26 protein-coding genes and 1 tRNA gene are annotated in these 25,303 nt (G+C 65.7%); 13 read left to right on the top strand and 14 right to left on the bottom strand.

Features of this window, described 5'->3' with window-relative positions; all coding sequences use genetic code 11:
* Positions 1-91: 91 nt before the first annotated feature.
* On the top strand, positions 92-1,048 hold the full coding sequence (locus E2484_RS00685) for a phytoene/squalene synthase family protein (protein ID WP_137283309.1): 957 nt from the start codon (positions 92-94) through the stop codon (positions 1,046-1,048).
* Positions 1,049-1,070: 22 nt separating this feature from the next.
* On the opposite strand, the gene cruF is transcribed toward E2484_RS00685, so the two are convergent.
* Genes cruF through E2484_RS00670 form a run of 3 tightly spaced genes read right to left on the bottom strand, consistent with a single transcriptional unit; the run spans position 1,071 to position 4,278 of the window.
* Entirely contained in the window at positions 1,071-1,904 is an 834-nt protein-coding gene (gene cruF, locus E2484_RS00680; protein ID WP_137283308.1) for a bisanhydrobacterioruberin hydratase, read from the bottom strand.
* The gene (locus tag E2484_RS00675; RefSeq protein ID WP_137283307.1) at positions 1,897-2,775 is read right to left on the bottom strand and encodes a prenyltransferase; all 879 of its coding nucleotides are present in this window, start codon (positions 2,773-2,775) and stop codon (positions 1,897-1,899) included. Before E2484_RS00675 ends, cruF begins: the two co-directional genes overlap by 8 nt.
* Positions 2,776-2,781: 6 nt before the next feature.
* The gene (locus tag E2484_RS00670) at positions 2,782-4,278 is read right to left on the bottom strand and encodes a phytoene desaturase family protein (protein WP_137283306.1); all 1,497 of its coding nucleotides are present in this window, start codon (positions 4,276-4,278) and stop codon (positions 2,782-2,784) included.
* Positions 4,279-4,422: 144 nt separating this feature from the next.
* Between E2484_RS00670 and E2484_RS00665 the strand changes: the two genes are divergently transcribed.
* Entirely contained in the window at positions 4,423-4,731 is a 309-nt protein-coding gene (locus E2484_RS00665; RefSeq protein WP_137283305.1) for a hypothetical protein, read from the top strand.
* 251 nt (positions 4,732-4,982) lie between these two features.
* Positions 4,983-6,914 (top strand): S9 family peptidase, encoded by a 1,932-nt coding sequence (locus E2484_RS00660; protein WP_137283304.1) that lies wholly within the window; start codon positions 4,983-4,985, stop codon positions 6,912-6,914.
* 9 nt (positions 6,915-6,923) lie between these two features.
* On the opposite strand, the gene E2484_RS00655 is transcribed toward E2484_RS00660, so the two are convergent.
* Positions 6,924-8,210 carry a heme ABC transporter ATP-binding protein gene (locus E2484_RS00655; protein ID WP_137283303.1) on the bottom strand — a complete coding sequence of 429 codons (1,287 nt, stop codon included), beginning with the start codon at positions 8,208-8,210 and terminating at the stop codon, positions 6,924-6,926.
* 355 nt (positions 8,211-8,565) lie between these two features.
* Entirely contained in the window at positions 8,566-9,666 is a 1,101-nt protein-coding gene (gene btuC, locus E2484_RS00650; protein WP_137283302.1) for a vitamin B12 ABC transporter permease BtuC, read from the bottom strand.
* Between the two features lie 61 nt (positions 9,667-9,727).
* On the opposite strand from btuC, the gene E2484_RS00645 reads away from it, so the two are divergent.
* The 3 genes from E2484_RS00645 to E2484_RS00635 are packed head-to-tail and all read left to right on the top strand — an operon-like array spanning position 9,728 to position 11,461.
* A complete protein-coding gene (locus E2484_RS00645) occupies positions 9,728-10,888 on the top strand; it encodes a PGF-CTERM-anchored ABC transporter substrate-binding protein (protein WP_137283301.1) in 1,161 nt (386 codons plus the stop codon).
* Between the two features lie 58 nt (positions 10,889-10,946).
* A complete protein-coding gene (srp19, locus tag E2484_RS00640; RefSeq protein WP_137283300.1) occupies positions 10,947-11,228 on the top strand; it encodes a signal recognition particle subunit SRP19 in 282 nt (93 codons plus the stop codon).
* Between the two features lie 5 nt (positions 11,229-11,233).
* The gene (locus E2484_RS00635; protein WP_137283299.1) at positions 11,234-11,461 is read left to right on the top strand and encodes an H/ACA ribonucleoprotein complex subunit GAR1; all 228 of its coding nucleotides are present in this window, start codon (positions 11,234-11,236) and stop codon (positions 11,459-11,461) included.
* 29 nt (positions 11,462-11,490) lie between these two features.
* Here the strand turns inward: E2484_RS00635 and E2484_RS00630 are convergent, their stop codons facing one another.
* A complete protein-coding gene (locus E2484_RS00630; protein ID WP_137283298.1) occupies positions 11,491-11,808 on the bottom strand; it encodes a hypothetical protein in 318 nt (105 codons plus the stop codon).
* 172 nt (positions 11,809-11,980) lie between these two features.
* Between E2484_RS00630 and E2484_RS00625 the strand changes: the two genes are divergently transcribed.
* Positions 11,981-13,009 carry a presenilin family intramembrane aspartyl protease PSH gene (locus E2484_RS00625; protein ID WP_137283297.1) on the top strand — a complete coding sequence of 343 codons (1,029 nt, stop codon included), beginning with the start codon at positions 11,981-11,983 and terminating at the stop codon, positions 13,007-13,009.
* Positions 13,010-13,419: 410 nt separating this feature from the next.
* Here the strand turns inward: E2484_RS00625 and E2484_RS00620 are convergent, their stop codons facing one another.
* From E2484_RS00620 to E2484_RS00600, 5 genes are all read right to left on the bottom strand, one after another.
* Positions 13,420-14,418: an ornithine cyclodeaminase family protein gene (locus E2484_RS00620; protein WP_137283296.1), complete on the bottom strand. Its 999-nt coding sequence runs from the start codon at positions 14,416-14,418 to the stop codon at positions 13,420-13,422.
* A 644-nt stretch (positions 14,419-15,062) separates the two neighbouring features.
* A complete protein-coding gene (locus E2484_RS00615) occupies positions 15,063-15,299 on the bottom strand; it encodes a hypothetical protein (protein WP_137283295.1) in 237 nt (78 codons plus the stop codon).
* 337 nt (positions 15,300-15,636) lie between these two features.
* Positions 15,637-16,953: an OFA family MFS transporter gene (locus tag E2484_RS00610; protein ID WP_137283294.1), complete on the bottom strand. Its 1,317-nt coding sequence runs from the start codon at positions 16,951-16,953 to the stop codon at positions 15,637-15,639.
* Between the two features lie 121 nt (positions 16,954-17,074).
* A complete protein-coding gene (locus E2484_RS00605) occupies positions 17,075-17,731 on the bottom strand; it encodes an RAD55 family ATPase (protein WP_137283293.1) in 657 nt (218 codons plus the stop codon).
* Positions 17,732-17,876: 145 nt separating this feature from the next.
* Positions 17,877-18,992: a hypothetical protein gene (locus E2484_RS00600; protein WP_137283292.1), complete on the bottom strand. Its 1,116-nt coding sequence runs from the start codon at positions 18,990-18,992 to the stop codon at positions 17,877-17,879.
* 113 nt (positions 18,993-19,105) lie between these two features.
* Here E2484_RS00600 and E2484_RS00595 point away from each other — a divergent pair, with 113 nt between their 5' ends.
* The 3 genes from E2484_RS00595 (at position 19,106) to E2484_RS00590 (ending at position 20,890) form a co-directional block, all read left to right on the top strand.
* Positions 19,106-20,422, top strand: coding sequence for a geranylgeranylglyceryl/heptaprenylglyceryl phosphate synthase (locus tag E2484_RS00595; protein WP_137283291.1), 1,317 nt, complete (start codon positions 19,106-19,108; stop codon positions 20,420-20,422).
* A 146-nt stretch (positions 20,423-20,568) separates the two neighbouring features.
* Positions 20,569-20,742: a hypothetical protein gene (locus E2484_RS24630; protein ID WP_170977192.1), complete on the top strand. Its 174-nt coding sequence runs from the start codon at positions 20,569-20,571 to the stop codon at positions 20,740-20,742.
* A gap of 73 nt (positions 20,743-20,815) precedes the next feature.
* A tRNA-Arg gene (locus tag E2484_RS00590) sits at positions 20,816-20,890 on the top strand.
* 26 nt (positions 20,891-20,916) lie between these two features.
* On the opposite strand, the gene E2484_RS00585 is transcribed toward E2484_RS00590, so the two are convergent.
* Positions 20,917-21,483 (bottom strand): SDR family oxidoreductase, encoded by a 567-nt coding sequence (locus E2484_RS00585; RefSeq protein WP_137283290.1) that lies wholly within the window; start codon positions 21,481-21,483, stop codon positions 20,917-20,919.
* 82 nt (positions 21,484-21,565) lie between these two features.
* On the opposite strand from E2484_RS00585, the gene E2484_RS00580 reads away from it, so the two are divergent.
* Positions 21,566-22,660 (top strand): phosphotransferase family protein, encoded by a 1,095-nt coding sequence (locus tag E2484_RS00580; RefSeq protein ID WP_137283289.1) that lies wholly within the window; start codon positions 21,566-21,568, stop codon positions 22,658-22,660.
* Between the two features lie 146 nt (positions 22,661-22,806).
* Here the strand turns inward: E2484_RS00580 and E2484_RS00575 are convergent, their stop codons facing one another.
* Positions 22,807-23,004, bottom strand: a complete 198-nt coding sequence (locus E2484_RS00575) for a DUF7560 family zinc ribbon protein (RefSeq protein ID WP_137283288.1) — start codon at positions 23,002-23,004, stop codon at positions 22,807-22,809.
* 21 nt (positions 23,005-23,025) lie between these two features.
* A complete protein-coding gene (locus E2484_RS00570; RefSeq protein ID WP_137283287.1) occupies positions 23,026-23,661 on the bottom strand; it encodes a helix-turn-helix domain-containing protein in 636 nt (211 codons plus the stop codon).
* 200 nt (positions 23,662-23,861) lie between these two features.
* Between E2484_RS00570 and E2484_RS00565 the strand changes: the two genes are divergently transcribed.
* Positions 23,862-24,503, top strand: a complete 642-nt coding sequence (locus E2484_RS00565; protein ID WP_137283286.1) for a hypothetical protein — start codon at positions 23,862-23,864, stop codon at positions 24,501-24,503.
* A gap of 3 nt (positions 24,504-24,506) precedes the next feature.
* Entirely contained in the window at positions 24,507-25,301 is a 795-nt protein-coding gene (locus E2484_RS00560; protein WP_321111257.1) for a QcrA and Rieske domain-containing protein, read from the top strand.
* The last annotated feature ends 2 nt before the right edge of the window (positions 25,302-25,303 follow it).

Below are 25,303 nucleotides of genomic sequence, written 5' to 3'. Positions count from 1 at the left end.
CGACGCCAACAATTAACCCGGAGGAACCCCTATTCGGAGTGCTGCGAGGCGCTGCTGTTCGGCCGGACTCTGCACAAACACGGGAGATAGCATGGTCACCGACCGACAACTCCAACGAAGCAAGACGATTCAGCAGCGAACCGGCAGAACCTTTCATTTCGCTACGCGGTTGCTCCCACGGCGGATTCGCCACCCGACTTACGTCCTCTACGCGTTCTTTCGCGTCGCCGACGAGGTGGTGGACGGCGAGACCGACCTCCCGCCCGAGGAGCAACGCGAGCGACTCGAACAGCTCCGGGCGGAAGCGCTGGGCCGGGAAGAGACCGACGACGAAATTCTCGCGGCCTTTCGGGAGGTGAGCGAGGAACGCGGGATTCCCGACGAGGAGATCGAGATTTTCATCGACGCGATGCTGTCCGACGTCGAGAAGAGTCGGTGGGAATCCTACGACGAGTTGGCCGACTACATGCGCGGGTCGGCCGCCGCGGTCGGCGTGATGATGCAGTCGGTGATGGGCGTCGAGGACCCCGAACGCGCGAAACCGCACGCCGTCGCGCTCGGCGAAGCGTTCCAGTTGACGAACTTCCTGCGCGACGTCCGCGAGGACATCGTAGACCACGACCGCATCTACCTCCCCGGCGACACCCGCGACCGCCACGGCGTCACGGAAGCCGACGTTCGGCGTTGCAACCCGACCGACGGCTTCCGGGCCGCGATGGCCGACGAACTCCGCCGGGCCGAGCGAAAGTACCGCGAGGGAGTCGCGGGCATCGAGTATCTGCCCGACGACTGCCAGTTCGCGGTGTTGTACGCCGCCGTACTCTACGCCGAACACCACCGACTCATCCGGGCGCTCGACTACGACGTGTTCTCGTCGCCGCCCGAGGTGGGTCCGGTCCGTGCGGCGTGGCTCTGGGCGAAGTCGCGGTGGCACTGGCAGAAGTCACGAGACCCGGTGACGGTGTTCCGGGCGGTGAGCGCCATCCCCGACGAGGAAGGAGTTTACTCGAGTCCCTACCACGCGGAGGGGACGCCGCAGGCCGACTGACTCCCTTCCGACCGTCGCCCGGTCAACTCTGCTCGGCGGGCTCCCGACCGACTCCCACGAAGTCGAAGCGGTCGGTCCGGACCAGTCCCGCCGTCAGGCCGACGGCCAGCGCCACTGCGACCCAGTTACCGAAGTAGACGTTCATCGCACCCCAGAGGACGACGAAGCTCACGAAGTCGTCGAGGGCGAACTCGCACTCCCGCAGCCGCGCCGAAAGCGCCTCGCGGTCGAACCCCCACTCGACCAACGACACCGCTATCAGGCCGCTCAGCACCCACCCCGCGAAGTTCGAGAGGGGAACCCCGTAGTAGAACCCGCCGCCGACGTAGGCCCAGAAGCCGAGACCGACCGCCGCGGGGTCCAACACCAGATCCACGGCCAGCACGACTGCCAGCGCCGCGAGCGTCCGCCGAATCCGACCGGCGCGCGGCAGGAGGAGCGAGACGAGCAGGTAGCTGTTGACCACCAGCGGAAGGAAGAACACCGGCAGGCCGACGGGAACGCCGCCGACCATCGGCCCCAACTCCAGTTGGTAGCTGAACTCGCCGTAGGGGACGCCGTAGTGAATCCCGACGTACTCGATGGCGTAGCTGTAGGCCGTGACGGCCAGGAGGCCGAGTCCGACCCGCCGGTCCACCAGCGGTGCGAGACCAACCACCAGTGGCAGGCGCATCACGAGCGTCCCGAAGAGGACGAGCGCGGGGTTCATCGCCAGCCATCCCGGAAGCCACCCCTCGTGGCTCGACACGAACAGCGCGGCCCCCACGAGCGGAAAGACCACAGCGATGGTGAACCGGTTCTCGCGGACCAGCGCAGCGAGGGCCGCCTCGACTCGCTCTCTGTTCGAGCTATCCACGCACGACCCCCCAGAGACCGCCGAGCGTCAGCACCATCCCGACCAGCGTGTTGATAGCCGGGAACCACCAGTAGGCCCGCGCCGGGTCCACGTCGGTCTCGGCGACTCCCGCGGCGAGGAGAGGGTAGAGCAAGAGGAGCGCCCCCGCACGGGCGTCGAGAAGGCCGAATGCCCCGGCGGCGGCGAGCCAGCAGACCGCACAGTACGCCAGGGTCGCGCGCTCCCCGAGGACCGTCGCGGTGGTCCGAATCCCGGCCCGGCGGTCGGGTTCGATGTCGGGCACCGCCGAGAAGGTGTGCATCGCCATCGCCCAGAGCCACCCGCCCGCCAGCGCGAGTGCCGGAGGTTGGCGGCCCGCCAGCGCGACGTAAGCGGCCGCGCCCGGCAGGACGTAGAGACCGTTCGAGACCGAATCGAGCGGCGGCACGGTCTTGAGTCGGAACGGCGGCGCGCTGTAGGCGTAACCGAGGACGAGGAAGGCGACGACCCAGAGGGCCGCGCCCGTGCTGGCGCTTGTAGGTACGTCTGCGCCTGCGAGCGCACCCGTGGCGAGCGCGACTGCGAGCGCGACGCCCGCGAGACCGCAGACCGCGACGATTGCTGCGACTGCCGCGCCGCCTCGGAACCGGACTTCGGGGGCCTCTCGGCTCGTCTTCTTCGGGTTCTCCGCGTCTACGTCGGCGTCGAACACGTCGTTGACGCCGTAGAGGTAGACGTTCGCGGGCACGAGGAAGTACGCGAACAGCGCGACCCCGGCCGGGGCGAACAACTCGGAGACGGTGGACGCGCCGTAGGCGACCCCGACGAGGACCGGCCCCGCGACGTAGAACCAGAATCGAGGGCGAGAGAGTTTCAGGAGGTACTTCAGCATAGGACGCTACTCGCCGTAATCTTCCAGCACGGCGTTCGCGGTGTGCTGGCCGCTGATGAGACACATCGGGACGCCGATGCCGGGCGTGGTGAACGACCCCGTGAAGTAGAGGCCCGGAACCTCGGAGGAGCGGTGGCCGGGCCGGAGCGGGCCGGTCTGGCGGAGGGTGTGGGCGAGTCCGAGCGCGGTACCCTCGCTGGAGTTGTACCGGTCGGTGAAGTCCGAGACGCAGAAGGTCTCCTCCACGACGATGCGGTCTCGGAGGTCTACGCCCGTGTTCTCGGCGATGTCGTCCAGTACGAACTCGCGGTATCGCTCGCGGGTCTCGGGGTCGTCGTCGAGTCCGGGCGCGATGGGGACCAGCGCGAACAGGTTGCTGTGACCCTCGGGAGCGACCGTCTCGTCCGTCTCGCTGGGCACGCAAAGGTAGTAGGCCGGGTCGTCGGGCCACGCGGAGTCCTCGAAGATGGTATCGAAGTGGTCGTTCCACTCTGTCGGGAGGACGAGGGTGTGGTGTTCGAGGGGGTCCACGTCGCCCTCGACGCCGAGATAGAGCAGAAACGCCGAGGGCGCGTAGGTACGGGAGTCCCAGTAGTCGGCGTCGTACTGGCGACTCTGCGGCGGAAGGAGTTCCTGTTCGGTGTGGGCGTAGTCGGCGTCGCTGACCACGAAGTCGCTTCGCAGATACTCGCCCTCGCCGTCTTCGGCGTCCACCTCGACGCGGAAGTCGCCCGCCGACCCCCGGATGGCCTCGACTTCGCCGTCGGTCAGGTACTCGACGCCCATCTCCGCGCCCAGCTCCGCGATGCCGTCCACCACGCCGCCCATCCCGCCCTCCGGGTAGTGGACGCCGAGGTTGAAGTCCACGTGGCTCATCAGGTTGTAGAGCGCGGGCGTGTTCTTAGGAGAACCGCCGAGGAAGACGAGGGTGTACTGCATTATCTGCTGGAGTTTGGGGTGGTCGAAGTACTCCTCGACGTGGCCCTGCATCGACCCGAGGAACGTCAGGCCGCGGGCGTGCTTGAACACGTCCCAGTCCACGTAATTCCGGAGTCGGGGCCGGTCGGTGTAGACGAAGTGTTCCATCCCGATTTCGTAGGTCTCCTCGGCCTCTTCGAGGTAGGCGTCGAGGGCGTCGCCCGCGCCCGCTTCGTACTCCTCGAAGGCGGCCTTGGTCGCCTCGCGGTCGGCCGTGACCGTGACGCTGTCCCCGTCCTTGAAGAAGATCTTGTAGTGGGGGTCTAACCGCTCCAATTCGTAGTACTCGTCCGGACTCCGGCCGAAGTGGCCGAAGAAGCGCTCGAACACGTCGGGCATCAGATACCACGACGGTCCCATGTCGAATCTGAAACCGTCGCGTTCGAGCACGCTCGCCCGGCCACCCAACTGTTCGTTCTTCTCCACGACAGTCACGTCAGCGCCGGCGTCGGCGAGATAGCAGGCGGTCGAGAGACCGCCGAAGCCACTCCCGACGACCACGGCGGACCGGTCGGCGAGTTTCATGTCGGGGTCTGAGGGCGCGAGTCACATAAATCGACGGCCGGTCGGCCTCTCGCGGACGGTTTCTGTCGGTCCACGGTCGTGTACATTTGGAAACGTATCATCGGTACACTTATATCTAAACCGTTATCCTATTGCAAATAGGAGATGAACCCTGCGAAGTTCGCCCTCCTTCTGGGCGTCGGCTTGCTCGCGTTTCTGTTCGTGGTATCTCTCTACGTAGTCTGGACTCGCATCGTGGGTCTCGACCCGACGCTCGCCCAGCGGTGTGCGGACCTCTCTCGGCCCGCCCGGATGGTCATCGCGCTGGTCTCCGGCGTCGTCCTCGGCACCGCGAGTCTGGCCGCGCCCAGCGTCGAGGTGGGTATCGCCGGGATGGTCCTGCTCGCGGCCAGCACCTTCGCGGCGTTGATGCTGTTCGAGTTGGCCCAACAGCGCGATTACGCGGTGGCTTAGCGTTTCTTTAGCGTGACCCGGTAGTTCGGCGCGCCCTCGTCGGACACGTCCTGCGGTCGCGTCGGATACCGCGATCGAGTCGGATACCGCAATCGCGTCGGGCGTCGTGACGGGCTCGAGGTCGCCGAGGAACCGACGGAGACCGTCCATCCCCCGCCAACCCCAACTGCGCCGTCGAAAGTGGCCCGTCCTTCCGTCGAGAATCTCTCGTAAAGGAAACGTTTTGTCGACCGTGTACCTCTGTTCGTTCTATGACAGGTGACAGCGACGTCGACGTTCTCGAAGAGTTGGCGGGTCTGCCGGAGATGGCCCATCCGACCGCATCCCCGGACGGCGGCGAAGTCGCGTTCTACCACGACGACACCGGCCGCAACGAACTCTACGTCCTCGACGTGGCGACCGGCGAGTGCGAACGGTGGAGCGACGGCGAGGTACCCCGGAACAACCGGTGGCCGATAGCGTGGGCGGCGGACGGCGGCCGAGTCTTCTTCCACCTCGACGAGAACGGCGACGAGCAGAACGACGTCCACGCCATCGCCCGTGACGGGACCACGGAACGGGTGGTCGCGGACGGCGGACAGATCAGGCTCTGCGACGTGGGTACCGACGGTGAGACCCTGCTACTCGCTTCGAACCGTGACGGCCAGATGAACCTCTACCGCCACGACCTCCCGACCGGCGAGACCACGCGACTGACCGACTACGACCGGGCGGTCTGGGGAGCGTTCCTCTCGCCCGAGTGCGACCGCATCGCCTACGCCACGAACGAGACCGACCACCCGAGCAACAGGGACGTGTACGTCGCGGACCTGGCGGAGCGTGGTCCCGACGGCCGGTCGGGGACCGGAGACGGGTCGGGCGCTCGGACCCTCGACGTGAGTGCCACCGGCGCGGAAGCGATGCCCGTCGACTGGGGTCCGGACGGCGACCGTCTGCTCGTGTTAGACAACAGCGAGGACCGGTCTCGATGCGGCGTCTACGACCTCGAAACCGACGACGTAACGTGGTACGGTGACCTCGAACGCGAGGAGTCGCCCGCCCTCTTCCTCCCGGACGGCGACCGGTTCTTGGCGACGCGCGTCCGCGACGCTACCACCATGCCGGTCGTCTACGACGTTACCACCGGCGAGAGCCGAGAACTCGACCTCCCCGAGGGGTTCGCCGAGTTCGGCTGGAACGCCGAGCGCGTCCTCGGCGACGACCGGGTGCTCGTGACCCACGCGACGCCGACCCGTCGGACCGAACCGCTGGCCTACGACCTCGAAACAGACGAGTACGAGACGCTCTTTGAGCGCGAGTACGGTCCGTTCGCTCCCGGCGACTTCGCCGACGCCGAGTACTTCACAGTCGACTCCGACGGCGTCCCCGAGACCCCCGCTCGGGCCGTCGAACACGACTCCTACGAGACGCTCGAAATCGGCGCGCTCCTGTACGACTCGGGCCGGCGACCCTCGCCACTCGCGGTCAACCCCCACGGCGGTCCGCGGGCGGCCGATTGGAAGGCGTTTCACTACCGGACGCAGTTCCTCGTCCAGCGGGGATTCTCGGTCCTGCAGGTCAACTATCGAGGCTCGGCCGGGCGGGGTCGGACGTTCGCGGAGGCGCTCTACGGCGACTGGGGCGGTGCCGAGCAGGGCGACGTCGCCACCGCGGTCGAACACGTCCTCGAAACCCGCGATTGGCTCGACGAGGACCGCGTGGTCGTCTTCGGCGGTTCCTACGGCGGCTACTCGGCCTACTGGCAGTTGGTTCAGTACCCCGACCTCTACGACGCCGGGGCCGCCTCCGTCGGCATTACCGACCTCGGGGACATGTACGAGAACACGATGCCCCACTTCAGGACCGAACTCCTGGAGAAGAACCTCGGGACGCCCGCGGAAAACCCCGACCTCTATCGGGAGCGAAGCCCGGTCGAGCACGTCGAGAACCTCTCGGCACCGCTGCTAGCGGTTCACGGCGTCAACGACCGGCGGGTCCCCGTCTCGCAGGCCCGCGTCCTCCGCGACGCCTTGCTCGACGCGGGGTTCGAGGAGGGAGAGCGCGGGCGCTTCGAGTACCACGAACTCGGCGACGAGGGCCACAGTTCGTCGGACGTCGACCAGAAGGTCCGGTCGCTCGGACTGCTCGACGAGTTCCTCGAACGCCGACTCGGGACCGCTACGGGAGACGGCGAGAGCGACTGAGGCGACACCTCACTCGGCTTCCGCGGTCGTCGGTTCGTCGGCCGCCACCGCGTCGCCGACGGCCGAGAGGAGGTCGTCCGGGCCGACGACCCGCCCGCGCTCGCAGAGGTCACGGTAGAGCGCGGCGGCCTCGCTCCCGGCGTAGTTGCGTTCCTCGAAGGGTCGCTCCTCGACCACGACCACCGAATCCGCCTCGCGGGCCGCCCGGAGGTTGGCGAGGTTGCCCGCGCCGACCTCGACGTCCGCCAGCACCGTCACGTCGGCGTCCCGGATTCGGGACTCGACCTCGCGGCGGGCGTCGTCGCCGACAGGCGCGAACGGTTCCTCGGTCACGGCGTCGAGTCCGAGCGACCGGGCGGTATCGAGGTCGGAGTCGCCCTCGTTGAGGACGCCGACCGACACCTCGTAGCCCGCGGCCGAGAGCAGGTAGAGCAACCGAGATACCGTCCCGCCGCCGCCGACAACGTGGACCCGGCCCTCGCTCTCGGCGGGGCGCTCGGGCAGAGCGGTGACGTACGTCGAGCCAGTTACGGGGTGGCTGGACACCACGGCCCGCGTGTCGAAGGCGGCTTCGAGGTGGTCCTCTCGGAGGACCGCCTCGGGGTCGCCGCTGGCCCGAATCCCGCCACCGGCGAGCAGACGGAGTTCGTCGCAGTAGTGGGCCGCGAGGTTGAGGTCGTGGATGGCCGCCACGACTGTCTTTCCGTCCTCGTCGGCCAGTTCGCGGACGAGTTCGAGCGTCCGAACTTGGTGGTTGATGTCGAGGCTGGCGGTGGGTTCGTCCAGCAAGAGTGCGGGCGCGTCCTGGGCCAGTGCGCGCGCCAGCAGGACGCGCTGGCGCTCGCCGCCCGAGACCGCCGTAATCGAGCGGTCGGCGAGGTGTTCGACCTCGGTGCGCTCCATCGCGGCCGCCACGCGTTCGCGGTCGGACTCGCCCGCGGACGGGGAGTCGGAACCGGCGACCCCCACGCCACCGAACCGCGACCGATACGGGTGGCGACCCATCGCCACCACCTCTTCGACCGGGAAGTCGAACGAGAGCGTCGTGTCTTGGGGAACGACCGCGACCCGGCGACTGGTCTCCTTCGAGGAGAGGTCGGCCACGGCGTCGCCGTCCACTTCGACACTTCCAGAGTTAGGTTTGAGAACGCCGTGGATTGCTCTAAGCAACGTCGTCTTGCCCGCGCCGTTGGGTCCGACGAGTCCGACGAACTGGCCGTCCTCGATGGTGGTGGTTACGCCGTCGAGAATTTCGGTTTCGCCGAGCGTGACGGAAACGTCGTCTATCTCTATCATCGGTATCGGTCCTCCCGGTTGGTTCTGTTCTTGTTGGAGTCGGAGTCAGAACTGGTGGTGAATCGGTTTCGAAAGCCCCCGCCCGCTCGCGGTCGCTCAGCGACGTACCGCGGGCCTCTCCGCAACGCCCGGCCCGCGATAGAGGTCGCTGAGGCGACCACGGGCCTGCGGCCCGCGAGCGACCGGCCCCTTTCAGTCCTCCCGAACTGTGATTTGTCGTGCCGGGCGCATTCGAAGCGGTTGGTCGGCCGAGCGCACCCATGGCGGTTGATTAGTCGGGTGCAGTCGTATCGGTTGACGGACCGAGCGCGACCGCGTGGCAAGTGTCGCCGGGCGCGGCGATTCCAAATCCAGTTCATAGCGCGTGTACCTCCCGCGTGCGGAGCAAGTAGAGGAAGAAGGGCGCGCCGAGGAAGGCGGTCACGATGCCTACGGGGAGTTCCGCCGTGCCCGAACGCGCCACCGTGTCGGTAGCGACGAGGAAGGTCGCACCGGCGAGCGCCGAGGTCGGCAGGAGGATTCGGTGGTCCGGGCCGACCAGCAGTCGCATGACGTGCGGGACGACCAGTCCGACGAAGCCGATGACCCCCGAGACCGCGACCGCCGCGCCGGTCATCACGCTGGCGACCGCGAGCAGGAGGCGCTTGGTTCGCTCCACCTCCACGCCGAGCGCGTGGGCGTCCTCCTCGCCGAGCAGGAGGACGTTCAGGTCCCGCGCGTACGAGAGCAGAACCACGAAACCGACGACCGCGACCGGGAGGACCATCGTCACGTCCTCCCACGACGCGAGGTGGAGGTGGCCCATCAGCCAGTAGACCGCCCGACGCAGGCTCTCGCCGGTCTGGAGGAGCAGGAACGAGACCACCGCGCCGAGGAACGTCTGGACCGCCACGCCCGCGAGCAGGAGCGTGGCGACCGGGGTCCGGCCGTCCTCGGTGGCGAGCAGGTAGACGCCGAAGGCGGCCAAAACAGCGCCGACGAAGGCCGCAGTCGGGAGCGCGAAGGGCACCGCGAAGGGAATCGCGATGGTCGCCACCGCGCCGACCGCCGCGCCCGACGAGACCCCGATGATGGAGGGGTCGGCCATCGGATTCCGGAAGAACCCCTGCATCACGACGCCGGCAGTCGAGAGCGAGAACCCCACGACCGCCCCGAGCGCGATGCGGGGCAAGCGGAGCGTCACGACGATGGTACGGGCCGTGTCCGGAACCGCGAAGTCGAATACCGGCGCGAACTCCACGGTCGGTCCGGGTACCGTCACCGCCAGCCCCGCGATTCGGAGCGTCCGGTCGGCGACTCCGAGGCCCACAGGGACCGCGAGCGCGTTCAGCAGCGCCTTCCCGACCACGAGGTAATCGAGCGGTACCGGACCGGTCGCGGCGCTGGCGACCACCACGACCGCCAGCGCGGCGAGTAGTCCGACCGACCAGCCGACGACCCGGGCGGAGTCAGCCATCGTGTGAAAGCCAGGTTGCTTTAGGTAAGTACTTATTGCAAACGCTTGGAATTGAGGACGTATGAGTAAGAAGATTGCGAGCGTATTCGCAGTACTGCTGTTGCTAACGGCCGGCGTCGCGCCGGTCGGGGCCGCTTTCGGAGTCGCGCAGAGCGACGCGAACGCGACCGAAGCGATGCAGACGGACTGTTCGTTCCCCGTCACGAGCACGGACGCGACGGGAACAGAGGTAACCGTCGAGCAGAAGCCAGAGCGGGTCACCACGCTCTCGCCGAGCGCGGCCCAGACCATGTGGGAAATCGGCGGCGAGTCGCAGGTCGTCGGCGTCTCCCAGTACGCGACGTACCTCGACGGCGCTGACTCCCGAACCAACGTCTCGGGCGCGGGCCAGCAGTACGTCAACGTCGAGAAAATCGTCTCGACCGAGCCGGACCTCGTGCTCGCCCCCAACGTCATTCCGAACGAGACGGTCCAGCAGCTCCGCGATTCCGGACTGACCGTCTACAAGTTCGAGTTCGCCACCTCCGTCGACGACATCTACGCGAAGACGACGCTGACGGGTGAACTCACGGGTAACTGCGAGGGCGCGGCCGAGACGGTCTCGTGGATGGAGGACCGAATCGGCACGGTCCGCGAAGCGGTCGAGAACTCCGACTCTCCGCGCGTGTTCGTCTCTGTCGGCGGCGGTTGGACCGCCGGACAGGGTACCTTCGTCAGCAACATGGTGGAACTCGCTGGCGGCAACAACATCGCCGCGGAGGCCAACGTCTCGGGCTACGGCCAGATCAGCGAGGAGGTCATCGTTGAGCAGAACCCCGAGTGGATCGTCCAACTCGGCGCGTTCGGCGCGTACCCGAAGACCGACGCCTACAACGGGACTGACGCGGTGAAGAACGACCAGGTCATCACGGTCAGCGACCAGAACATCAGCCAACCCGCGCCGCGAGTCGTTTACGCCATCGTGCAGATGGCCCAAGCGTTCCACCCGGACGCCTACGCCGAGGCGAACGCGACGACGACCGAGACGACGATGACGACCGAGGAGGACCAGCGGACGACCACGACTGACGCGACCGAGACGCCGACCGAGGACGCGATGCAGGAGCAGGAAGGAACGACTACGGCGACGGAGGACGACTCCTCCGGAGCCATCCCCGGATTCGGCGTCCCCGCCGCAGTCGCGGCGCTCGCGGGCGCAGTCCTGCTCGCGCGCCGTCGCTGAACCACTTCGAGCGTCCCTTTTCCTAAGGTGTTTAATGGCCGGGGCAAGACGTTGACGTATGGTCGAGAAAGTGCTGTGGCCCGCCTACTTCGACGCGGAGAAGTCCCGCAACGAGGGACGCCGGGTTGCCGCCGAGATGGCCGTCGAGGAGCCGACGGTGGACGAGATAGCTCAAGCGGTCCAACAGGTGGGCTACGACGCGATAATCGAGCGCGACAAGGCGTACTCCCGCGAGAACTGGAACGAGCGCGGTCGCGTGCTGGTCCAGAATGCCGACGACTCCTCGAAGAACGACTTGATTCAGGCGGTCGCGGCGTACGTCGCGGCACTCCGCGACTGATGGCGATGCAGAAACTCGGCGACGTCGTCCGGACCGCGCAGGGTCTCGCCGTCGTCAGGTGCCCCGACGACGAACCTCCAGATGTGGGCACCGAGGCGGTGGACGAGCAGTTGAACAGCGTCGGCCGCGTCGTGGACGTGTTCGGCCCGGTCTCCCGGCCCTACGTCGCCGTCTCGCCCGACGAGGGGGTCGCACTCGCACCGCTACTCGGAGCGAAACTCTACGCGCGATAGGTCGGCTTCGACCCGGATGAGGTCGGGCGCTACTCGCACCGACGCCAGTCGTCGGCGTCGGCGAGACGCGAGCGCTTCGCGTCGACGTCGTCTTTTGCCGCACCGAAGAAGCGTTCGCGCCCGACCGGCGTCCGGACGCCGAGGACGACCGTGTGGTCGGTCACGTCGTAGACTGCGAGCGTCCGTCCCGAGGTGACGTGTTCCCACTCGGCCAGTAGCGTCGCGTCCGAGACGACCTGCGACCCGAGTTCCCAACTGAGTCGGTTCAGTGCGGACACGGTGAACGGAACAGCACCGGGAAGCCGGGTAGACTGCGGCGATTGCCCTCGCGTCCCGTGACTTGACATACCATCTCACGGGTGGGCCAGTAGCAAAAACGTATCGGTTAATCCCGGAATTAAAACGGACGACGGAGCGGCAATTTAGCCGAATTCGGGCGGTGAGACGCCCGACGCCGGGTCGGCCGCGGAGCGAGGGGAGACCACAACCCCAAAGGCGGAGGCGGGCCACCCCTCCGACATGGAGAATCGAACGCGCGTGTTCGCGGCCACCGGGTTGACCGTCGGGATGTTTCTACTGGTCCAACTCGGCGCGTTGGCGCTGGTCGAACCGTTTCAGCAGGCGGGCTACCAGCAGGTAGAGAACCCCTCCGACCCGACGAACAGTCTTGTCTACGTCGGGGCGATACTGGTCCTGACCGCGGTGATGCTCGCCGTCATCAAACTCGACGTGGAGTGGTTGCTCCGCGGTGCCCTCATCTTCACAAGCGGCCTGCTCTCGTGGTACGTCTTCTCGGTCGTCGTTCCGGCGTGGGTCGTCGTGCAGGCGGGCGGTGCGCCGGTCAACGTGGTCGCACTGGCCGCTGCGGGCGTCGTCGCGTTGGCGCTCGCGGTCTACCCCGAGTGGTACGTCATCGACGCCGCGGGCGTCCTGATGGGCGCTGGCGCGGCCGGACTCTTCGGTATCAGTTTCGGCCTGTTCCCGGCCATTCTCCTGCTCGCGGTGCTGGCCGTCTACGACGCCATCAGCGTCTACGGCACCGAACACATGCTGACGCTGGCCTCTGGCGTGATGGACCTCAAGATTCCGGTCATCCTCGTGATTCCGATGACCCTCTCGTACTCGTTCTTGGACGACGAGGGGATGGCGGGCGACGCGGACGGCGGCGAACCGGACGCCAGCGCGGCGGACGGCGGGAAGACCCCGGAGGCGGACGCCGACGAGACGCACGCCGAGGCCGAGCGCCCGGAGATATCCGACCGCGACGTCTTCTTCATCGGTCTGGGCGACGCCGTGATGCCGACCGTGATGGTCGCCAGCGCGGCCTTCTTCGCGCCGCCGGAACCCCTCGTCTCGGGCATCGCGCTGAACCTGCCCGCGCTGACCTCGATGATAGGCACCATCGCAGGCCTGCTGGTCCTGCTCTGGATGGTGATGAAGGGCCGAGCGCACGCGGGACTTCCGCTTCTGAACGGCGGCGCTATCGGCGGCTATCTGGTCGGTGCGCTTGCGAGTGGGATGACGCTGATGCAGGCGCTCGGGTTGTGACGACGCGATTCTACCCAAAATCGGTATACTCCGAAACTCGTAACCGACGACACTCGAACGCTTCAGGTTCGACCCGGATTTTCGCTCGCTGCGAGTCGTGACATGCCATCACAAGTGATTTGTGAGCCGCTGACAGAGACGTTACCAGAACAACATACTCAAGTATGAGTAAATATTTTGTACGGCTATGCGATGGCAACATCCCCGAAACCTGACCGACGTAGAGCGCAAGAAGAACGAAACCAAAGCCGGTACTGACTCGTGGTTCGTCGCGGCGATGATGCTCGCGGCCTGAGTCACACGCTTTCCCCTCCTACGTTCTTCACCCACTTTCCCTCCGTTTTCTTCTCTAACTCTCCTTCTCCCCTTCTCCCCTTCTCCGACCTACTACCTTCACTCTCGTCTCCGACCTACTTCCCGGTGAGCGCCTCGCTCGCTGGCGCGAGCGAGATGTCCGACCCGAGTCCCTCCGCTTTCGCTTTCTCGTATAGCATGTGGGCCGCGGCCACCGTCTCGATGCCGGTGCCGCCGCTGTCGAAGACCGTGATTTCGTCGTCGGACTCGCGGCCCGGCGCGTTCCCCGCGACGACCTCGCCGAGTTCGGCGTGGACGTGGCCCTCGGAAATCGCGCCCTCGTCGAGCGCCGCGATGAACGACCCGGCGTCCTGCGTGACGCGCTCGCGGAGGTCGGGGACGTACTTGGCGCGCTCGACGGTCGTGGTGTCGAGTTCGCGCTTGTTGGGGTGGTACTGCCCCATCGCAGTGACGTGGGTACCGTCGGCGAGCAGGTCACCGTCGAAGACGGGTTCGCTCGCAGTGGTCGCCGTAATCACGACGTCGGCCTCCTCGACCGCGGCGGCGCTGGAGGCGACTGCGGCGACCGAGGGGTCCAACTGCTCGTTCATCTCGGCCGCGAACGCCTCGCGGGACTCCTTGGTCGGCGAGTAGACCCAGACGCTCTCCAGGTCGCGGACGGTCGCGGTCGCTCGGAGTTGACCGCGGGCCTGGGATCCGGTCCCGATGAGCGCGAGGGTCTGGGCGTCCTCGCGGGCCAACGCGTCGACGCCGACCGCGCCCGCCGCGCCGGTCTTGAACGGGTTCATGCTCGCGCCGTCGAGGAGCGCGAGCGGTTCGCCGGACTCGGCGTCGAAGAGGGGTGCCACGAACCACGCGTCCTCCGCGCCGAACCCGGCGGCGTACATGTAGCCGCCCATCGCGCCGGTCTCGGGCAGGACGGCCGAGTAGTCGGTCAGCATTCCGGGTGGTTCCTCGTTGGTGAGTTTGGCCCGAGGTCGTGCGGGCGCGCCCTCGCCGCGCTGACGGTAGCCCTCGCGGACCGCGTCGACGTATTCGGCGGGCGAAGCGAGTCCGGCGACGTCGTCGCTCGTCAGAAACATCGCGTCGGTCATGGCCGTGACAACACAGTCCAGCCTCAAAACCGTTGAGGCATTGCCGCGACGCGCGGTGGAAATTCGGGGACGCTATCGGGGAGGACCGCCGTAGGTGACGACCGAGAGACCGACTGTGCGCCCGGCCGTCCGCTCGTCGCTCATTCTAACGCGCCGACCGTGACTCATCCTAATGCGCCGACCGTGACTGTTCCACCCCGGCGCGTGCTGGCACGGCGCACTCGTGCGCCGCGCCTTCGTCGCGCGAGGGACGAGTAGCGCAGGGAGAAGCGACCGAAGGGAGCGACGACCGAGCAACGCAGGCGGGTGGGGAGGTTCGAGGCTGTCGCGTTGCGGTCACGATCGGCTCACGGAGTAGCTACCTCCCGACGCTCTCCTCCGCGTTGCGGCCCAGAGCCGGTATCGTCGACTCACGGAGCAGGCAGTACGTCGAACGTCTCCAGGGTCGGCACCGAGTCGACCTATCTCGGCATACGGTACGAAACGTTTCTCGATAGTGAAAGACAACGATACGATTCCTAAAGAAACGAAAACGTTCTCCAGCCACATACAGAAACACCTCCAGAGCTACTATCTAGAACCACGAAACGAACGAACAGAAACCCAACGCAAAATCGAGCGAGAAGAATCAGAGAGAGCAGCGTTCAGTCGGCCGGGTCGAAGGAAGCCGAAGACGAAGTCGAGTCGACAGTCTCCGTCGGGGACTGGGTGTCGTCGACGGGACTGTTGACGAAGAGGGCGTGGCCGATGAGTCCAACGGGGATGGCGGCTGCGAGCGGCACGGCAGACGTTATCGAGAAACCGACGACGCTCAGCACGGCGGTTACACCGATCAACGAAAGTGGAATCAGTCCGAGGATGAAGTCGTAATACCCAGTCATAATCTATTACAAAATATGCGGTATGGGTATATAACTCTTTCCCGTAGTTGAGCGAGGAGTTTCTGATAGGCGAATCTTATGCACTCCATGAGATTCCCATAACTTATAGCTATAATACTGGTCTATTTCCAACGATAGAAACTCCGAAAGTGGCTTCTCGACGGTTCTCAGAGTCGGTCGAAAATTCCCACCAGTAATTCGGTCGAGGCGGAATCGGCGACGAGAGGCGAACGGTTAGAAACCCCCGTCCAGTCGCTACGAACCAGAGGCTTTCCGAAGACGTGAACGGTTAGAAAGTCTCCGCTCGGTCGCGGTCGCTCGCGTCGGAGTGGGGTCGTTACGCGGTCGGTTCCCGGAGCAACAGCGCGGCGAGACCCGCCAGTACTGCGAGCGCACCACCGACGGCGAACGCGGTGGGCCAACTGGTCTGGGTCACGAGCCAACCGGCGACTCCGCCGCCGAAGATGCCGCCCCACATCTTGCCGGAGTAGAGGAGCGCGTAGTTGGCCGAGGAGTGCTTCTGGCCGTAGTAGTCGCCGACCACGCTCGGGAAGAGGGTGTACTGGGGACTCCAGAAGAACGTGGCGAGAACCACCGCAGCGAGGAACCCGAGCGAGGTGTTGGTCACGCCGAACCAGACGACAGCGAACAGGCCGAGACCGCAGAGGGTGAAGGAGACGGCCATCGCTCGCTCGCGGTCCACTCGGTCCGAGAGGTCGCCGACGACGAGGCGGCCGACCCCGCCAGCGATGGGGAGGACCGTCGCCCCGGCGGTCGCCGTCACGGCGGTCAGGCCGACGTTCTGGGCGAACGATACCACCTTCGCGGTCAGCATCAGTCCGGCACCGCTGACGAAGACGAACATGACGTACATCGTCCAGAACTGCCACGTTCGGAGCATCTCGCGGGAGGTGTACTGCTTGCTGGAGGCGTGAGTCGGGTGGATTTCCGTGTCAGGGTCGCCCTCGGTCTCCGCCCCACTGTCGCTCTCCCCTTCGGTCCTACCGTCGCTCTCTCCGCCGTCGGTCGCGCCGACCCAACTGGTCGGCGGGTCCCGAAGGACCAGCGCGCCGACGAGGATGCCGACGCCGATGAGCAGGCCCATGTTCCGCAGCACGTCGGGGTAGCCCGAGACGGTCGCGTTCGCCCTGACGTAGGGGACGACGAGCGCGCTTCCCCCGGCGAACGCCATCGTCCCGAGACCGGTGGTGAGTCCCCGCCGGTCGGGGAACCACTTCAGCGCGGTGTTGACCGCGACGGTGTAGACGATGCCGACGCCGACCGCGCCGAGCGAGTAGAGGACGTAGAGGTGCCAGAGTTCGGTCGCGTAGGCCAGTCCGAGGTAGCCGCCGCCCGCCAGCACCCCCGCCAGCAGGGTCAGCCCTCGCGGGCCGTGACGGTCTCGATACCACCCGACGGGGAACTGCGACCCGGCCTGGAAGATGACGAACAGCGTGAACACGAACCCGAGCGAGGTCGGGTCGAGTTCCAGCGACCGCGCGATTGGCGACTCGATGGACGACCAGACGTACTGATACGGACTGATGAGACCCATCATCACCGCGGCAGCGGCGACCTGCCACCACCGCGAGAAGCCCAGCACGTCCCGCGCCCGAGCGGCGTAGTCGACGTCGGACTGCGACGACGCTGTCATTGGTTGGAGGTTACGGTGCGGTTCAATCAGCGTTGTGCTTTCGGCAGTTCGCCGTCGGAGTTGCGCGATCCGCGAACGACACGTGACCAACCTGGGAGTGACTTCGAACGGCCCCCAAGATTCAGTCCGGCGAAAACGGTCGCCAGTCGGTACCGCCGCCGACGCCCTTCACGCGGAGTTCCGACCCGCCGCCGTCGGCCTCCCGGACCTCTATCTGGCCGTCGAACAACTGTTTGAGGGTACTCATGGTCTGCCGGTCGTGGGCCGTCGCGTCGATGACGAAGATGCCGAGCGCGTCGGCGCTCTGGACCCGACCGGTGAAGACGTGGAGGAACCGGAAGACCGTCTGGAGATTCGAGTACATCAGCAACGTCGAGAGCGAGTGTAACAGGATTCGATTGCGCTTGACGCCGCCGTCCTTGTAGAACGCCTGGAGGAACTCCGAGAGCTGAATCCCGATGCCGGTCATGTCCTTGGGCGAGGAGGCGTAAGTGATCTCGTCGCTCCCCGAGGGGCTCGTCCCCTGTTGCTTGGAGACACAGTCCACGATACCGAGCGGACCGCTCTCGCCGCGGCCGAGTAGCTCACGGAGGTTCGCGCGCACGTCCTCGCCGCCGTCTTTGGTCGTGACGACGATTGAACCGTCACCGTGACGGCTACCGTGCGCGAGAATCTCCAGAGCGAGAGTTCGTTTGCCCGTCATCGGCGGTCCGGTCACCAGGAGATTCGTTCCCGGTTCGACTTCGACCCCCGGACAGACTTCACCCAATCCGTACATGTCAGTTCCTCGCGGTGAAGTTGCGACCGGAACGGAGCCTCGGCCAGACTCGTCCCTGGTATCGTCTGGCAGTAAAATATCCTGTTCCGCTTATATTCTTTTTGATTACTATCGGATGGTTGTTACGCTCCGGAGGCTCCCGGAGTCACGCACGCAGGCCCTCGATTCGGTCGAGCGACTGCTGGCGGATGTACTCGACCGCGATGCGGGTCAGATGGTCGTCGTCGTCGGCGCAATCGTCGGCCCGGTCGAGATACGCCTCCACGATACGTCGGATGCGCTCGACTCCGGCGGCCCGGTCCTCGGCGACGTTCAACTCCGCGGTCACTGGCGTGAGCTGAGTCCCCCTGTCCTCGGGGTAGTCGTCGGTGTCGTCCAGTCCGATCTGCGCGCCGACGACCATCAAGACGATAGCGCGCTTGAATCCCTCGCCCAACTCCACGCCGAGGTCGGCCTCGTACATGTTGAGCATGTCCTCGTAGAGGATACCGACGCGAGCGTACTGGGTGGCGAAGTACGGGAGGTCGGTGGCGGTCTCGAAGAGGTCGGCCTCCTCGGCGTCGGCGAACTTGTACTGGTCGCGGATGGCGTCGGCGGCCGCCGCGCGCTCGTCGGACCCGTCGGCGTCGTGGAACCGGTCGAGGAGTTCCCGAAACGCCTCGTCCTCGTCCTGATGGCGCTCGGAGAGTTCGACCGCGTGTTCGTACGAGTCCCGAACCGCGTCGGGGGTGTCCTCGCTGTCGAACCACGCCTCGACGCCCTCCTGCAAGCTCTGCTGTGCGAGTTCGGCCACGCGCTCGCGCGGGCGGAGGTTCGTCTCGAAGTCCTCGTACTCGTCGTCGTTGATGGCGTCTCGCATGTCTCCGTCCAACAGCGCCCGGACGACGTTCCGGGTGGTTTCGCGCCCGCGTGCGACGAACTCGTGGTCCACCTCTCGGCCGATACGCACGAGGGGCACGTCTCCGGCCTCGACGTGGATACGTCCGAGCGTCAGCATCGCGGGCAGGACGAGGCGCGTGTCGTATCCGAACCGGGCCTGTTCGTTTTCGGCACCGGGAACCGGCTCTAACTCGCCCCCTTCGCGCGCCTGCTGGAGGTCCCGTTCGACGCTCAGAAACAGGCGTTCGGTCATCGACTCGATTTCGGCGTCCGCCTCGTTGCGGAGCAACACCATGGCGACCACCCGCGGGTCCATGGTCTCTGCGAGGTGGTTCGCCAGCGCCCGTGCCGTCGCCGGAATTCGTGACCGAACGCGACCCATGTGGTCGGAGAGTCGCCCGCCGCGGTATATCAGGGTTGTGGAACCGTCGCCGCTGGATTTCACGTCTCGCCGAAACGAGCTATTTATCTACCTGACGCCAGGTCTTGGCGTGTATGACGAGTCTCGACGGTATCGCGCGTCTGCTCGGTCGCGTCGGCCGCGGGGTCGCGCTGGCCGCCCGAACCGTGTTGCCGGTCGACACCAATCCGGTCCCGGCCGACTGGACCCACGTCACCAAGGTCGACCCCGAGGACGCCAAGAAACTCCCGTTGCTCTATCCGGCCTACCTCCAGCACACCAGCGCGGTGTCGGTCGGTGGGTCGGCCGACGTGACCGCTCGCAACACCGAGGAGACGTTCGACCTGCTCGCGCCCGCCTCGGTGCCGGTGCTCCACGAACCCAGCGGTCCGCGTCACGTCACGCCGCGGACCCGCGAGCGGGCCGACCTGCTGGCGATTCCCGAAGTTCTGAACGGCGATTCGGAGTCGCTAGTGGGGCAGTTGGGCGAAGGCGTCGAGTACATCCGGGAGGAGATGGTGCCCGACCTGGTAGGCGACGAACTCCCGTGGCTCCCCGACTTCGCGGCCGACGCGCTCGCGGACGTGGCCACCTCGTGGCTGCTCGCAGAGGCGGTCTTCGAGGCATACGTCATCCAGAACCCCGACAGCGCGGCGGCCCGCGAGGCCAACGTCACCGAGTCCGACCTGCTGTCGCCCCGCGAGGCCAAACAGCGAGCCATGGCGGCCGAGCGCCACCTCGAAAGCGAACTCGTATACCTCGAATACTCGGGCACCTACGGCGGCGACGAGGCCGCCGAGACGCTCGCCGCCATCTCGGAGAACCTGTCGTGGTCGCGGCTCTGGTACGGCGGCGGGCTCGACTCCCGCGAGCACGCCGCGGCGATGCTCGACGCTGGCGCGGACGCCGTCGTGGTCGGCGACGCCTTCCACCGCGTCGCCGACGAGGAAGCCGACGTCTGCGAGCGCGCCGTCGAAGCACTCGACCCCGACGCCTCGGTCTCGGCGGTCCGCGAGTGGGTCCGAGAGAGCGTCGCAGTCGCCGACTCGCACGCGGCGTCCTACCTCGCGACGATTCCGTCGGTCGCCGACCCGGAACGGCTGGCGCTGCGCTACCTCACCGCGACGGTCCGGACGTGGCTCCGCCTGCGCGAACTCGCCGAGGGGAACGGGAACGAGCGAGCGAAAACGACGACCGAGTCGTCGGCCTCGGTAGGCCTTCGGTCCACGCTCGGACCCGACGCGACCGACGATCTCGAACCGAGCGACGCCACGCTGGTCCGGCAGTGCCTGCTCGCGCTCCTCGCTGACGGGAGCGACGCCGACGGGTCTCGGACGGACCGCACTGCGTCCCGGACGACTCCCGACGAGGTGCCGGTGGACCACTTCGGGCTATCCCTATCCCGCCGGTAACGAGGTTCAAAGGCCAGCTTGCGGCCCTCTCAGAGGATGCGAAGAGGAGGGTTTCAGACCGTCTACACCGGGTTCTCCTCCGAGTGAATGGAAAACGTCTTTACGTAGTTCACAGAAACGGATGTACACGTGGTGGTACACTACGAATGAGTCTCGCCGACAAACTCGCACGCGTGGTCACCGACACCGACGCCGACTCGGAGGAGACCTACGAGTGCAAGGACTGCGGCGAGTCGTTTCCACTCGACAGGCAGACGTGCCCGAACTGTGGCGGTTGCGTCATCGACCGCATCGACTGGGACGGCGTCGTCTGCGACTGACTCCTCGTCACCGTAGCACAAGCCCGGTCGAAACCACGGTGTTTAAAACTACCCGGCCAGTACAGACGGGTGAGGGCGCTTAGCTCAGTCTGGACAGAGTACTTGGCTTCGGACCAAGCTGTCGCGGGTTCAAATCCTGCAGCGCCCACTCGTTTTCCGAACGGTATCCCTTTGTCATACGGCGGCGAGATAATTCGTCGGTATCCGCGTTTGTGCGTCCTTTATCCGTCCTTTGAGCGGTGCAGGTAAGACGTGCTCTCGTTCGACGGTCGAAAGCGAGACAGGGCGTCGTCGGGATTCGCGTACATTCCTGCGTGCGTTCATCGAGGAGACAGCGACGACGTCTCCACCATCCGATGCGAGCACGGCCGGCAACGCGGCGTGGGTCGTGTTCGTCACTCCCCGCAAGTTCACCTGGTCCTGCTTCCGGAAATCGGCCCTGTCAGCGTCGGTAACAGGGTCGGGACGGAGTACGCCAGCGTTGTGCACGAGGATATCGATTCTACCGAACTCCTCCATCGTTTCCTCGACCGTCGCCGTAACTTCGTCCTCGTCCGTGACGTCCGTCGGAACGACGAGTGTTTCACCATCGTCGATCTCGTTGGCGATTCTTTCAAGTCGGTCTTCGCGGCGAGCTACAAGCACGACGGCACAGCCCTCTCGCCTCAGTGCTTTGGCCGTTGCCTCGCCGACTCCCGATGTCACGCCGGTCACCACCGCGACCCTATCCGTCACGTTCATAAGCGACTTGCTGAGAGAAATTCAAACGACGATTTCGATATGGGTGAGTGCTTTTATGTAACCCAGCAGTTTACGTCGGGCTATGACCGGTAATGGTGCGGATATTGACATAGCGGAACTCGAATCGTACCTCTCAGAGGAGTTGGGCGTAGTTGTGACCGGAACCGAAGTAGTCCACGATGGACTCAACCTGTCCATCGCGATCTCGACCGAGGAAGACGGACGAGCGTACGTTCTGAGACGGCCGAACAAGTTGAGACACACCGAGTCCTTCAACGAGTTGAAACAGGAGTACAGGGTGATGCAACGACTCCGAGATACTGCCGTAAACGCTCCGGAGCCGGTTTTGGTTCGTGACGACGATTCGGTCGTCGGTGACTCGTTTTTGGTTATGACGTATCTCGACGGTGAGACGGTGCCACTGGGCTCCGACCTACCCGAGCGATTTCGAGACGCACCAGCACGCGGTAGCGTGGCTACTCTCCTGATAGATACACTCGCCGAAATCCACTCGTTAGACGTGGCACGATTCACGGACGTCTGTGAACGACGAACCGTGGGGGAACAAGTCGCTCGCGTTATCGACCAACTCGACGAGGCGACGAGGGTGACCGGACACGAGCCCCCAGTCCTCTGGGAAGTCGCGGACTGGCTTCGGCAAAACGTCCCCTCGGACTCGAATACTACCCTCGTTCACGGGGATTACAGACCGAGCAACGTCCTTTTCGCGGGGGCAGACCGCCCCGAAATTTCCGGGGTCCTCGACTGGGAAACGGCATTTCTCGGCGACCCACTGACCGAGCTTGGATACCTTCTACTCCGATGGCGAGACGACGGCGACCCGACGCCGCAACTCGCCGAACTCGAAGCACGGTATTCGAACGAAGAGGTGATACGTGATTTGAAAGAGACCAACGAACAGGGGCTTGCTCCGTTCACCAACGAACCCGGTAGTCCCAGCCGCCGGGAACTGGTCGCTCGCTACGAGGACGAGACCGGAACCTCCTTCGAGAACGAACGGTTCTACCGAGCGTTCTCGGCATTTATGCTTGCGACGGTTTGGGAGAACCTCCATCGGCACCAGATAGAAGCCGGGGCGAAGTCGGACTGGGAGCCGTACGTCGATTACATGGCGATGCTCGCTGACAGTATCGTCAGGGGGGAGTTCCAACTCTAGGTAGCTTCCTCGTACTGTACTCCTCGATTCTCGACTACCAGCTCGCTGGTCGGTGAATACCGAAACGACGACCTCCTTCTGCCACATCCGCAGGTACTTCTTGCGAACTTGACCCCTCGAATTTGAACGCCTCAGATTTGAACGCCTCAGACTGGCTCGAAGCAGTTCGGGTAAACGCTTGCCGAACAGACGACGCAGCCCTGCGTGAGGAGTTTGTCGCGCACGTCTCGGTCCACGATGACGCGTTCCTCGCAGGTAGGGCAGGCGAACCGATACTTCTGGGCCATCTCGACTTTGGACACGACTGACCGACCTAAATCGACGCCCTCGCTTTGTAGGGTCATTAAGGATTCTCGTCGACGGAACTACTCGCCGAGCAAGCGGTCGAGAAGTTTCCGCTGTGCCGTCGAGAGGTGTTCGGCGAACGTGGTCCGCGCGATACCCAGCGAGGCGGCAACGTCGCCCGCGTTCGCCTCCTTCGGGTGGGCGAAGTAACCCATCTCGTACGCAGTCCGGAGGACCTCGCGCTGGCGTTCGGTGAACAGTTCGCGGTCGATGTAGACGATGTTCCGCGAGGACTTCTCGCCCGTCTGATAGAGACACTGGAGGTGGACCCCGTCCGAGACGTCTTTCAGGTCGGCGACGGCCCGTCGAATCGTCCGGAGGTCCCTGGCGTAGAAGGTCAACGACAGCTGTCCACCCTCGGCGTAGATACTGCGAACCGGACAGTCGTGTCGTTCGATGAGTTCGCAGGCGCACCCCTGACCGACCGGGCGTCGGAGGCGGAACACGCCGTTGGCCTCGTCCACGGGGTTCGCCGTCGGGTCGGCGTCCGACGAGGCGTCCGCCAGCTCCAGTTCCTCGGTGACGTCCTCCTCGTCGTTCGCAGGCACGGTCCGCGACACGCGGTTCACCGTCGCAGTGGGTTCGGACGCGGTGGCGACCTGACACACGGCCGGGTCCCGAATCTTCACCTCTGCAAAGACGCTCTCCCCCCTCATACTCCACGTAGACTTCGCCGACCTCCATAAGTCGTTCCTAACTAATCTGCCATATTCTACTTAAAGAGGCTACATATAGAGGGACAGCGCATAATCACGTTTACGGTGATTCCCCGTCTGGCCTTTCGATTCCACGAAGCTGGGACTGAAGGCAAAACGGGGATACGAAGGATGGAAACGAATCAGAGGGAGGTCCAGCGGTGAGACGAGAGACGCTCGTCGTCGGAGTACTCGTCGCGTTAGTCTTGCTTCCGATGTGGTACGTCGCACTCCACGGAGAACCGGCGAGCGAAGAGATAACCATCGACCCGAGCGTCAGCGACGTGCGACCGCTCGACGGTCCGGTAGACACGCCGAGCAAGCTCTCGCCGAGCCAAGTCGGCGTCATCGTGTGGGTCGCGCTGTTCGGACTCTACGGTGCTCTCGTCGGGGCACACCGGTTCATGAACAGCGCCGTCAGGCAGTCGGACGCCGACGCCGAAGTAGTCGTCTCCGACGGCGGCTACTCCGGTGACCGCGACGCCGAACGCGACTCGGAGTCGGCGGACGAACGGGCGGACGGCGGCGTCCGTCGGCCCTCGTGGCTGAGCACGGAGGAGCGATGGCTCGTCGAGTACCACGACGCGACCGGGTCGAACGAAGGCATCGTCGTGATGGCCGCGCTGACGATACTCTCGATCGTGTTCTCGGCGCTGTTCACCGGCGAGTACCTGACGCTGGCCCGGACGCAGTACTTCGGTCTCTACGCGGCGGGGCTGTTTCTCTCGCTCGCGGCGCTCACCGTCGCGTACTACGCGTGGTTCATGCCGCACGTCAAAGTCGCGGAGAAACGGGGACACTAACCGATGACAGACAGGAACCAACCGACCGACTCGGAACGACCGACGACCGACGACCCACCGCCCGACTCGTCGGACGAACTATCGACCGACCCGTCGGGCGGCCCACTGACCGACCCGCCCGAGGGCTGTCCGTGCGCCCGCGCCGACGGCGGCCGGCCCGACGACGACCGAACGGCCCCGTCGGACCGGAACGCCGACGGCGAGCCGGAAGCGGCGACGTCCGGCACCGACGACCGTCCGAACGGAGACGGCCGACTCGAACGCCGAGACGTCGCCAAGGTACTCGCCACGGTCGGCGGATTGGCCGCGGTCGGGAGCCTGGCCGCACCGCTCGCAGGGTTGACGCGCGTGTTCGAGCGGACGTACACCGGTCCGATATACTCGGACGCCACCGCGCTGGTCGACGGAGAGGGCGAGCGAATCGAGGAGAACAGACTGGAGAACGGCGAGACCCTCACGGTGTTTCCGGAGACCAACCCCGACATCAGCGACGCGCCGACGCTACTCGTCCGATTCCCCGAGGAGGAGTACGGCGGCGAGACCGACCTCGAATTCACCGTGGGCGGCTACGCCGCCTACTCGAAGGTCTGCACCCACGCGGGGTGTATGGTCTCCGACCAGGAGGACGAGACGCTGGTCTGTCCGTGTCACTTCGGGAAGTTCGACGCGCTCTCGGGCGCGACGGTGGTCGGCGGCCCGCCGCCGCGTCCGCTCCCGCAACTCCCAATCACGCTGTCGAGCGACGGGTATCTCGTCGCCACGGGTGACTTCGAGGCCCCCGTCGGGGTGCAGGAGTGATA

Origin of the sequence: Halorussus salinisoli, from assembly GCA_005239435.1 — an archaeon.
Lineage (GTDB): Archaea > Halobacteriota > Halobacteria > Halobacteriales > Haladaptataceae > Halorussus > Halorussus salinisoli.
This window is presented reverse-complemented; position numbering and strand designations above follow the sequence as displayed.